We start from the raw sequence: 10,078 nt of genomic DNA, 5'->3' as shown, positions 1-10,078 counted from the left end.
CGTCCCTGTAGGCTTGGCGGCAGCATCCCTGCTGCCGACACCTGCGTCCTAAACGCCCTGTCCCGTCTTAAGTGTATAGCCCACTTTTGCTGAATCAAGCGTCTGTGCAACTACCAGGTTACCGTCCATGGCACTGGATTCCGGCTTCCCTGCCGGAATGACGAGCTTTGGGTGTCCCACGGACACTTGTGTATAACAATGAGAGCTCCGGCTTGGGAATGCAGCCTTGGAAGCTCCAGCTTCCAGAATTCTCGAAGTTAGAACTTCTCGAGTTGGACTCCAAAGCCTGAGAGACTGTGAAAGTATTCATTTTTTAAAATCTGTAACACAATATATAGTGGTAAATATAATTTTTAATCACCATATATTGATAAGTTTATGAAAATCTGAATACTTTCACAGCCTCCTGAGCTTGGGAACCAGCTCACTGTTCCTCGGCAATAGCTCCTGCATTGCTCTACCTTGTGCTTACAGGTGTTGGCAGCAGGGATGTTGCCACCAAGCCTACATGCCAAGTCCCGCCTTATGTTGGTAGCTCATCAAAAGTTAGCTATGGCGACTTAGCGGTGCTTGGTCACGCCATAAACACCCACGCCATTGCTGCCAGCGCAAACGCACAACCATTCCGACCATACCCATAGCCGCGCCAAACACGCCTCGCACGGTACCGCTAATTTTAGACTTGCCTAGCCGCACCCGGCAGTCCACCGGGATTTCGACTAACGCAAAATCGAGTTGCAACGCTTTAACTTGCATTTCAACGGTCCAGCCGTAACGAGTATCTTGCATGTCTAAGGCTTTAAGACCTGGATAACGGATAGCGCGCAACGGACCTAAATCGGTGACGGTTGCCGACCATAGCACGTTAATAATAGAAGCCACCAGCGCTGTGCCTACTTGCTGCGACCACGTCATCGCGCCTGCTTCGACATAGCCTAAAGTTCTTGAGCCTATCACTAAATCGGCACCGGCAGCGATACGCGCTAACAAATAAGGGATTTGCTGCGCGTTAACGGAACCGTCACCATCGATAAACACGACCACATCCGTCGCGCTAATCTGGTTAATTGCTGCCAAACACGCTGCGCCATAACCGCGTTGCGCTGCAAGCACTACAGATGCGCCGGCCGCTTTTGCTAGCGTTGCGGTAGCATCAGTGCTGCCGTTATCGGCGACGATGACAGTGTCCACCACCGGCCTGCCAACGGCATCTTGCAACGCTAAGATGTCTTGCACGACTTGGCTAATCGCCAGTTCTTCGTTTAAAGCCGGAATGACGGCGGTAATGTGCAATTGCTGGTACATAGTCAGTTCGCCTAAAAACTAAAGCCTAGATTAATACCGGCTAAATCATGATAAGACGTGTTACGGCCATCCACGATGCCAGCATAGACCACCGTCACCGATGTCGCAGGCGTTAATTGATAACTCAAATTGCCGCCTAGCAGTTGATAATCTTCATTCAAGCCTGGAAAGCGCGCGAACGTGAAGCCGGGTGCGCCAATGTCGATGCCACTTAACGACTCTTGTATCTGATAGTTAATACCGATGCTGGCTTTAGCGTTAATCGCATAGCTGCCTCTGATATTGGCAAAAAACTGGTCTGGCACTTGGCCTTCAAAGGTGCGATAACCTAGCTCGCTGGATACAGATAAGCCGTTTTCGAATAAGCGTCCAATCAGCGCAGAAAATTCACCACCCGACGCGCCGTCACCTATGGCATTTAACGCACCTACTTGGTAATCACCACGGACAATGCCACCTGCTCTAAACGTAACGGTTACTGGTGCGGCGATGAATTCGTCTAAAGCACGCCAGCGTATCCCCAGATGTGTGTCGGTCAATCCATCAAGGCTGGCGCCAAAAGGGGCAGGCCCGTCTGAGGGCGTAGCGATAAACTCGCTAGACGAATAACCTAAGCTTGCATCCAGTGCAATACTATCGCTTAAACCATATTCGCCATAAAAATTCACGGTATGTTGCGATAACTCTTCAGGTAGCTCCGACAGTTTGTTGCCTAAGAAAAAACGGTCAGTGGTTTGGTAAACATAAGAGACTGAACCATTAATAGCGCCGGGTTCGGGTAACCATGGATTGCTGTCAGCCTGCGCTGTTTGCGCCACTGTCAATAAGGTTAGCGCCGTTAAAATACTTTGTTTGCTCATGTGTTTCCCCGTTAATCCAGTTTATAGCGGCGTTTTTAGATACACAATCACTGCGTCGCGCTCGGTTGTTGACAGTTTTTGTGATAATTCATTAGCTTGGCTTAGCTGTGTTAGCCATTCGGTGGCATTGCTCTCGTTTAATTCCTGACCTGCCAAAGGACAACCGGCACAAGCCAATTTACGGTAAAAGGCTGACTTGCCTAGGTTATAGGCTTGGTTAGCTTGATCACCGCCGCTGATGCTGTAAGAGCCGGAAGCGAACGCCGAAGACGAGGTACATGCTAACGCGATGAAGATAAAGGGAATGAGTTGTTTCATAATAATGTTCCAAAAGGTCATAGGTGTGCATGACCACCTTAATAGGGTATAGGCAGCAGCGAGATGGTCATGCAGCAAGCAACAATAACGATTAATGGATACGGCGTATAGTAATCTTAGCTGCCGGGTTACGCCAATCGCGGTATTCCGGTTTTAAATCGCCTATGCCATGAATGCCTGCATGAACATGGACAAAACCTTCTTCATCACCGGCTACATCCGCACCACCGCCTGCACCGCCGCATTCATCAAAATGCGGGCCGGGGATAGAGGCGCATAATTCGTCATTTTTCTCGCTACCGGCATCGTAAACCGGCGCCATGAACGTAACCGGCACATTAAATTCTCTAGGCGCATTAACGTTGTTTAACGCGACAAACGCATCGTTAGTTGGAATCAACATTGCCGCCGCGCTAAATTGGTTAAAGTTGACGCCAGCATCGACGGTTATGGTCACGGATTGGCCTGGATTTAACAGGCCTGAGGTCGCGTTTACCGCTTTGACATTTTTATTAGCCGTTAGCAAAGCTGCAAGCGGGGCGGTGGCACCGGATTCGGCCAAGGTTGCTAATTCGGTCGTAGCGGCTTGGCCTAGCGAGAACAAATTGACTCGGCTATTGTGACTGGCCACTAAAAACGGCGTAAATTGCTGACCACGGGTTATGTTGGTAATCGTGACTTCAAAACGGTCGCGGGCTTGGGCTAGACCAGGACTCATCAAAGCAGATAGTAAAGGCAAACTCAAAACAATAAGACGGCGGCGCATGGTTATCTCCAAAAAATTCAAGTAGTGGTTTTGATCGATGCGATCGGAGGTTATTGTTAACGACAACTATCACAAAACTATCACAAAAAAATCAAATAAATGTGACTAGCCAACCTCCCGTCTAATCGCAATAATCCTCGGCAAAATAGCTTTATCTTAAGGGGACCGCGATGAACATTAGCACATTGGGCTTTCCGCCTCATGAGCAGGCCAAGTTAGCCAAACTGTTGCCGCTAGGTAAAAATCGGGATTACCAGTTGCACGCATTAGACGATGGCGTCATGCCCACTGTGTTATTGGTTTTTGGCGAAGAGACGTTAGCGCACCCGGCGCTAACGCGATTAACTGGCGATACCGGTTGCACTGTGGCTGTGGTTGCCGCTAAGCCGCCTAGTAGTGGGCAATTGCATATTCCTTATCCGCTAGTCGCTTCTCGTGTATTACGAATTTTGGACAGTATTAGCGAGAACTTACCTTCGGAAACCGATACTGCCGTGCCGCAACCACTTACTTCTGAAGCTATCTGCATGGCCAATTCACCTTGTTACCAGGTGTTAATTGTAGATGACAGCCCGGCAATGCAACATGCGTTAGCGCAGGAGCTGGGGAAATTAACAGTAACCTTGCAAATTGACTTTGCCGACAGCGGTGAGGCGGCTTTGCAGCAAACCTTACTCAAGCCTTACGACTTGATTTTTCTGGACATCATGATGCCTGGACTAGACGGGTTTGACACGTGTAGCCGGTTACGCCAACGGCCGACATTAAAAAAATTACCCATCATCATGTTATCGTCCAAAACCTCGCCCATGGATGAGGTGAAAGGCGTGATTGCAGGTTGCACCACTTATTTGACCAAGCCGATTGTTCCGGAGCAGTTCCAAAAAACCATGTTACGCATCACAAAATGGTTGGCACAACATGCGAACGAGACAGCTTAAGCGGACTAAGTGACATAACCGCATTATTGATTTATATCAACCCCATCGTGAAACACGCTATGAGCAAAAAAATACTGGTTATAGAAGACACGGCGCCTGATCAGCAGCGCTTATTAAGCATTTTGCACAACGCCGGTCGCCCGTTACAACTTATCACCGCCGACAATGGCGTAGACGGTTTGGCGAAAGCCCGTTTGCATCAACCTGATTTAATTTTTCTGGATGTATTAATGCCGGAAATGGATGGTTTTTGCGCTTGTAGGCAATTGACCACAGCAGAAGAAACGAGGCACATCCCGGTTATCATCGTGTCGCAAAAAAACCAGCAAGCTGACCACGTTTGGGCGCAGTTACAAGGGGCTTGTACCTTGATTGGCAAGCCTTACAGCGATGAGCAAATATTAGCGGAACTCGCGAGGTTGGATTAGATGTATGAAAGCAACGAAATAACACCCGATGAGCTCAGCATTGAGTTACGCCACGGCATACAGATAGGTGATTGGCGGTTATTATTGCCTAAAGACAGCCCCGCCGAATTGCTAGCCGAGCCTGACATTACGGCGTTAGCGTATCAACCGGATTGGTGTCTGGGCTTATGCAATTGGCGTGGCAAAGTCGTGCCGGTGTTTGATTGGGCGGTATGGTCTGGCGCGCCACCGGCGATACAGCCTCGCTACATCGTGGCGTTAGGTCAGGCCCCGGCGTTATGGGCGCTAAGTTTGCAAGGCTACCCGCAAGCGCTCACGGCTTTGCAGGGCTTGCCATTAACCGAAGTTTTGGCACCGCCTTGGCTAAAGCCTTATTTACTCGGTGGCTTTCATGATGGTACGCATACATGGCTAGAAGTCGCTTATCCAGATTTATTAGAGCGGCTAAAACCTTGGCCGGTCTTTACAGACAGACACAATCAACCTCCTAACTTCTCAATCCGTGGAGCTTTCCCATGCGTTTACTTTCGTGGTTCGGCGACATTCGTTTACCGATAAAATTCCTGCTGGTGGCTGGATTCCTGGGTTCTGGCCTGTTAGCCTTGGTGTTGAATTATCAACAAACCCTAAGCTTAAACGGGCAGGCTTTGGCGCGTAACAACCAGCTTAACACCTTGTCCAATTTAGTCGATGCCGTCACTATTAACGCCTTGGAAGCGCGTAATGCCGATAAAGATTTTCAGTTGAGTAAAGACATGAGTCAACTGGAAGCGTTTGAGACCAGTATGGGCAAGGTCGAACAAGCACTTAGTTTGATTGCTGGACAACTGCGTACCGAGGCCGACCGCACGGTGGTGGACAGCATTCAGCAACAGCTAAACCGTTATCAAGACGATTTTCATCGTAGCGCCACCGCAGAAGCCCACGACCCACAACACAAGCAATGGCGTACGAACATGGAAGCCACTATTACCGCCTTGGCGCCGTTAATGGAACGTTTTTACCGTATTAAGCACGATTATCAAACTCAAGATAATGCAGCGTACGCACAAGAGCAGCAAGCAATGTTGGAACGCTTTAACATGGCAGTTGCGGCGATGTTTCTCATCTTATTGGCCGCAGGTATTATGCTCCGCTACGGCGTGTTAATACCGGTTGCCAAGTTGCATCAGACGATTAGTCGCCTTGCCGACGGTGACATGACCGCTCGTAGCTGCGTCAATAGTGCTGATGAACTAGGACGCTTGGCAGCCACGTTAAACCGCTTACTCGATGAGCGTATCCAAGCCCTGGCCGATAAAGAACAAGAAAATGCTACATTAAACCGTTCCATCGTCGCTTTACTGGAAAACCTATTTCGGCTAGGTCAACGTGATTTGACCGTGCGCGTACCGGTTGCCGCCGATGTTACGGGCGCGGTGTCCGATTCGGTTAACCGATTGGCTGAATCGTTCGCCGATGTATTACAAGGCGTACGGCAAGTTGCTAATGACGTAGCCGAAGCCTCGTTGTCAGTCAAAAGCCAAGCCACCGATGTGATGGACGCCGCGCATCTGGAACAGCAAGAAATCGCCCAAACCTTAGTTGGATTAAACCAAGCCATCGCTGTGCTGCAAAGCATTTTCAGCTTGGCGCAAAATGCCGGTGTCATTTCCCAGCAAACCATACGCAGCACCGAAACGGCGGCTCAATCGGTTAATCAAACCCTGGGCAGTATTACTAAAATTCGCAGTACCATCCAAGAGGCCGAAAAGAAAATCAAGCGCTTAGGCGAGCGCTCGCAAGAAATTGGCGGCATTGTCAAATTGTTGGACAATTTTCCGAGCGCACCCATATCTTGTCGCTGAATGCGAGTATGCAAGCGGCATCGGCAGGCATTGCCGGTAAGGCATTAATGGTCGTCGTGGATGAGGTACAACGCTTAGCGGAAAACTCGCGCGAAGCTGCCGCCGACATTGAAGGCTTGGTTAATAATATCCAACTGGAAACCGCCGATACCATGCAAGCAATCAACACCGTGATAGGTGATGTCGTGGCAGGTACGCAACTCGCGCAACAAGCGGGCGAGACCATGCAGACCACGCGTAGCAACACTGAAACCTTGGTTAACGCCGTGGCGCATATTGCGCGCCAAGCCCGCGAACAAACTGAAGTGACTGAGCAATTGCGCTTTCGCGCTGTCAGCATTGATGCCAGCGCCAGTACCACCAATGCTAAAATGCAACAACAAGCCCAGTTATCGGAAACGCTGGTTTCAGCCGCTGCATTGCTACAAACGGCAATAGCTCAATTTAAATTGGCGGAGATTTAAGTCATGCTGCGCCGTCAACTGCCCAAGACATTGCCGCTGTTGATCCGGCCTTGTTGGCCATGATAGCCGAGCAATTGCAAAACCAACACCAACATTGGCAAGACCAGGCCGAGCTTAGCACTCTCAGCAGCGCCTTGCCGCCTATTGTCAATGCGGCATCGTTGTTGGCATGGACGGCTTTGGTGCAACTGGTACAACTGTTAGGCGATAATATAACGATTTTTCTGGATGATTCGGACGCGTTAAGCGACGATGGCAGCTTGTTGATAGGGCAAGCCTTACTGCTGCTAGCGGGTTATTGCCGTCAACCCGATGATAGCGCTTGTCAAGACGCTTTGCTGGCGGTTTTTACCAACCCTGAATGGCCTTATTGTTTAGATGACGAGAGCGCAACAGAGCTGGCTTTCGGCCTACAACAAGTTAGCCCTGCCTGCGCACAGACCCTAGAGCGACAAATAGCCAGCATGGCAGACGTTGCGCTGACGTTGGCTGCAGATGTTGACTCGCATTTGCTAGCATGGTGTTTGACGAGATGCCATCGTTGACTGAGCAATTAGCAGTGACGCTGAACCGTTACCAGCAATGTCCTGAAGTCGAACAGCTCCGCATCGCCCAGCGTCAAGCGCATACCCTCAAAGGATTGGCTGCATGGTGGGTTGTCAAGGCATAGTCAATCTAACTCATCATTTGGAAGACCTGTTTGAAGCCCTAGATCAGCACAGGTTAATGCCTGATGCCGAATTACTCGCCTGCTTATTACATAGCGTTGATAGCTTGGCCGGTTGGGTCGATGCGATGATTCAGCAACAACCGGCGGCAGTAGGTAGCGTTGCTATTTTACAGCAGGTGCTAGATCAAGTTTATCGGCTACAACAAGGTCGGCTAAGCGAAGGCAGTGCTGTTGACTTTGTGCCTAGGTCTACGCCGGAAATGTTAGAACCTGGGCATTTACCTAAGCCACCGATTTATCAACCGAGCACAGCAGGTGAAAGCGCATGGGTACGGGTTCCCATGACTTTGCTGGATGAACTGCTGCGCTTGGCCGGGGAAAGTCATAACGTCTTAGTGCAATTACAAACGCAAAACAGGCAATTAAAAACGCTATTGCAAGGCCATCGCCGCCATTATCATCAGCAACTTAGGCTATTGGCGGAATTAGAGCATAGCTTAGTCAACCCACAACAAAACGCTAGCAGCACAAGCGATTTCGATAGCTTGGAAATGCAACAATTTGCAACGTGGCAAGGCTTGTTACCACAACTGTATGAAATGCTAGCAGATAATTTTGCGACCGAAAAAACGGCTCTGGCTCTAGCACGGCAAAACCAAAACAGCTTGGCCGTTTTTAGTCAGTTGCATCAAGCCAGTTTGCAAACCGTACTGGATAGTCGTTTAGTTGCCGCTGATAGCCTAGCTGCTCGTTGGCAACGCACTGTGCGTCAGGCTGCAAGTATTAGCGGCAAACAAGCTGAACTACACCTTGTTGGTGCGGACACCTTGTTAGATAGCCAATTGCTGGCACAACTAGCCGACCCGCTGATGCACTTGTTGCGCAACGCTATTGATCACGGTTTAGAAACTCCGGAACAACGCCTAGCGGCTGGTAAATCTGAATTAGGCTGCATTACCCTGAGTTTTCACCGAGAGGAGAATCAATTGACGGTTTCTTGTCAAGATGACGGGCAAGGCATAGACCGTGCCGCCGTGCGCCATAGCGCGGTCAGCAAAGGCTTATTGGATGAAACCACAGTATTAAGCGACAGCGAAATTGACCGCTTAATATTACTGCCGGGTTTTTCTACCCGCACGACCGCGACTGAATTGTCCGGGCGCGGCATTGGCATGGATGTGGTGAATCAAGACATTAGCTGCTTGCAAGGCGCTTTGGATATTCACTCTGAGCCAGGTCTAGGTTGTACTTTTACACTTACATTGCCATCTACTGCCTTGTTAGCCAAGGTATTGTTAGCCGAATGTGGCGGACAAGTCGTTGCTCTCAGCAGCTATGGCATACGCCAAGTGCTGATGGCGGATGCCATAGAGACCGATAGCTTCCGGCACGGCGATAACCAGTATCCGTTATATCGATTGGAAAACTTATGGCCTAGACCTACCCTGCCTAGTGCTAAGCATAATCGGCAAGGTGTCGTGTTATTACAACTTGCAGAGCATGACTGGGCTGCCGTGTATTTAACAACGCTGATCGGACACCGTGAAGTCGTGCTGAAAAGCTTAGGTTCGTATTTGCCAACGCTACCTGGCTTAACAGCAGCGATTATCCTCAGCAATGGCCGTATTGCGCCAGTGCTAGATTTACCCGCGTTAATCCGCCACCAACGTTTGTTTGGCAGGCTCAATCCTCATGCGTTACCCACTATACCGCCGAAACCGCCGTTGATATTGGTGGTAGACGATTCCTTAAGCGCCCGCCAAACTACTGCCGATACGCTACGCGACAGCGGTTTTCAAGTTATCACCGCTGTCGATGGCGTCGATGCGCTTAAACAATTGCAACACGCCCGCCCGGATATGCTAATCACCGATTTGGAAATGCCGCGCATGAACGGCTTGGAATTGGTCGCTTTGCTAAAAAAACAGGTTGATAGCAAAAAGCTGCCGACTTTGATGATAAGCTCCCGCACCAGCGATAAGCACCGCCGACAAGCTCATGCCGTCGGTATTGATGCTTATCTGTCAAAACCGTGGTCTGAGCTGGAATTGCTGCAGCAAGTGAAGCGGTTGTTGGCGGAAAACCATCAAGGCATCGCTGAATTAAGCACGAGTTTCGGCTACCAACTTAAGTAGGGACAGGACGTTTAGAACGCAGGTGGTGGTGGCAGGGATGCTGCCACCAAGCCTACAGGGATGTATTTACGGCGTCCTGCGTTCTGAATGCCCTATCCCGTGTGGTATTGTCCCGCCTAAAGTGCGTAGCCCGAGTTTCTTTTCTCATTAGAAGGCTGTGCTTAGATTTTTCGGCTATACACTATCGAGTGTTGCCGTTGGGTGCGCTGTGCGCACCTTTTTCATTGATTGTTATGATGTTAAACCGCGACCAATCAGAAAGCCATAGTTTTACATACCCGTCATTCCGGCATGGATTGCCGGAATCCAGTGCCATGGATGGCGCTCTTCAAGTCCCCCTGTGT

12 protein-coding genes are annotated in these 10,078 nt (G+C 49.9%); 8 read left to right on the top strand and 4 right to left on the bottom strand.

The annotated features are described in order from the left end of the window. Positions 1-546: 546 nt before the first annotated feature. The 4 genes from VZ94_RS06025 to VZ94_RS06010 all read right to left on the bottom strand — a co-directional run bounded on the left by VZ94_RS06025 (position 547) and on the right by VZ94_RS06010 (position 3,249). Positions 547-1,305, bottom strand: coding sequence for a glycosyltransferase family 2 protein (locus tag VZ94_RS06025; protein WP_045778550.1), 759 nt, complete (start codon positions 1,303-1,305; stop codon positions 547-549). Between the two features lie 11 nt (positions 1,306-1,316). Continuing rightward, positions 1,317-2,165 (bottom strand): hypothetical protein, encoded by an 849-nt coding sequence (locus VZ94_RS06020; protein WP_045778549.1) that lies wholly within the window; start codon positions 2,163-2,165, stop codon positions 1,317-1,319. Positions 2,166-2,186: 21 nt separating this feature from the next. Then, positions 2,187-2,483: a hypothetical protein gene (locus VZ94_RS06015; protein ID WP_131655479.1), complete on the bottom strand. Its 297-nt coding sequence runs from the start codon at positions 2,481-2,483 to the stop codon at positions 2,187-2,189. Between the two features lie 91 nt (positions 2,484-2,574). Next, positions 2,575-3,249, bottom strand: coding sequence for a spondin domain-containing protein (locus VZ94_RS06010; RefSeq protein ID WP_045778547.1), 675 nt, complete (start codon positions 3,247-3,249; stop codon positions 2,575-2,577). A gap of 170 nt (positions 3,250-3,419) precedes the next feature. Here VZ94_RS06010 and VZ94_RS22295 point away from each other — a divergent pair, with 170 nt between their 5' ends. From VZ94_RS22295 to VZ94_RS05975, 8 genes are read left to right on the top strand one after another with little or no spacing between them, the layout of a single operon-like run. Next, a complete protein-coding gene (locus tag VZ94_RS22295) occupies positions 3,420-4,190 on the top strand; it encodes a response regulator (protein ID WP_052700251.1) in 771 nt (256 codons plus the stop codon). 59 nt (positions 4,191-4,249) lie between these two features. Beyond that, positions 4,250-4,618, top strand: coding sequence for a response regulator (locus VZ94_RS06000; protein WP_045778551.1), 369 nt, complete (start codon positions 4,250-4,252; stop codon positions 4,616-4,618). After that, positions 4,619-5,176 (top strand): chemotaxis protein CheW, encoded by a 558-nt coding sequence (locus VZ94_RS05995; RefSeq protein WP_045778546.1) that lies wholly within the window; start codon positions 4,619-4,621, stop codon positions 5,174-5,176. Continuing rightward, positions 5,134-6,465 carry a HAMP domain-containing protein gene (locus VZ94_RS05990; protein WP_082081410.1) on the top strand — a complete coding sequence of 444 codons (1,332 nt, stop codon included), beginning with the start codon at positions 5,134-5,136 and terminating at the stop codon, positions 6,463-6,465. The genes VZ94_RS05995 and VZ94_RS05990 overlap by 43 nt, the downstream gene beginning before the upstream one ends. Then, positions 6,456-6,929, top strand: coding sequence for a methyl-accepting chemotaxis protein (locus VZ94_RS05985; protein ID WP_157844864.1), 474 nt, complete (start codon positions 6,456-6,458; stop codon positions 6,927-6,929). Before VZ94_RS05990 ends, VZ94_RS05985 begins: the two co-directional genes overlap by 10 nt. A gap of 59 nt (positions 6,930-6,988) precedes the next feature. Continuing rightward, positions 6,989-7,474, top strand: a complete 486-nt coding sequence (locus VZ94_RS05980) for a hypothetical protein (RefSeq protein ID WP_045778543.1) — start codon at positions 6,989-6,991, stop codon at positions 7,472-7,474. Continuing rightward, entirely contained in the window at positions 7,462-7,599 is a 138-nt protein-coding gene (locus VZ94_RS25810) for a hypothetical protein (protein WP_157844862.1), read from the top strand. The genes VZ94_RS05980 and VZ94_RS25810 overlap by 13 nt, the downstream gene beginning before the upstream one ends. Further along, the gene (locus tag VZ94_RS05975; protein WP_045778542.1) at positions 7,578-9,734 is read left to right on the top strand and encodes a hybrid sensor histidine kinase/response regulator; all 2,157 of its coding nucleotides are present in this window, start codon (positions 7,578-7,580) and stop codon (positions 9,732-9,734) included. The genes VZ94_RS25810 and VZ94_RS05975 overlap by 22 nt, the downstream gene beginning before the upstream one ends. Positions 9,735-10,078 lie beyond the last annotated feature (344 nt).

The sequence above is a fragment of the Methylocucumis oryzae genome, assembly GCF_000963695.1.
Lineage (GTDB): Bacteria > Pseudomonadota > Gammaproteobacteria > Methylococcales > Methylomonadaceae > Methylovulum > Methylovulum oryzae.
The sequence above is the reverse complement of the archived record's forward strand: the minus strand, read 5'-3'. Positions and strand labels throughout refer to the sequence as shown.

What these genes read in the sequence shown, in the direction of transcription:
- VZ94_RS06010 (WP_045778547.1), bottom strand. Translation starts at nt 3,249, where the DNA reads ATGCGCCGCCGTCTTATTGTTTTGAGTTTGCCTTTACTATCTGCTTTG.
- VZ94_RS06000 (WP_045778551.1), top strand. Translation starts at nt 4,250, where the DNA reads ATGAGCAAAAAAATACTGGTTATAGAAGACACGGCGCCTGATCAGCAG.
- VZ94_RS06020 (WP_045778549.1), bottom strand. Translation starts at nt 2,165, where the DNA reads ATGAGCAAACAAAGTATTTTAACGGCGCTAACCTTATTGACAGTGGCG.
- VZ94_RS05990 (WP_082081410.1), top strand. Translation starts at nt 5,134, where the DNA reads ATGCGTTTACTTTCGTGGTTCGGCGACATTCGTTTACCGATAAAATTC.
- VZ94_RS06025 (WP_045778550.1), bottom strand. Translation starts at nt 1,305, where the DNA reads ATGTACCAGCAATTGCACATTACCGCCGTCATTCCGGCTTTAAACGAA.
- VZ94_RS25810 (WP_157844862.1), top strand. Translation starts at nt 7,462, where the DNA reads ATGCCATCGTTGACTGAGCAATTAGCAGTGACGCTGAACCGTTACCAG.
- VZ94_RS06015 (WP_131655479.1), bottom strand. Translation starts at nt 2,483, where the DNA reads ATGAAACAACTCATTCCCTTTATCTTCATCGCGTTAGCATGTACCTCG.
- VZ94_RS22295 (WP_052700251.1), top strand. Translation starts at nt 3,420, where the DNA reads ATGAACATTAGCACATTGGGCTTTCCGCCTCATGAGCAGGCCAAGTTA.
- VZ94_RS05995 (WP_045778546.1), top strand. Translation starts at nt 4,619, where the DNA reads ATGTATGAAAGCAACGAAATAACACCCGATGAGCTCAGCATTGAGTTA.
- VZ94_RS05975 (WP_045778542.1), top strand. Translation starts at nt 7,578, where the DNA reads ATGGTGGGTTGTCAAGGCATAGTCAATCTAACTCATCATTTGGAAGAC.
- VZ94_RS05980 (WP_045778543.1), top strand. Translation starts at nt 6,989, where the DNA reads ATGATAGCCGAGCAATTGCAAAACCAACACCAACATTGGCAAGACCAG.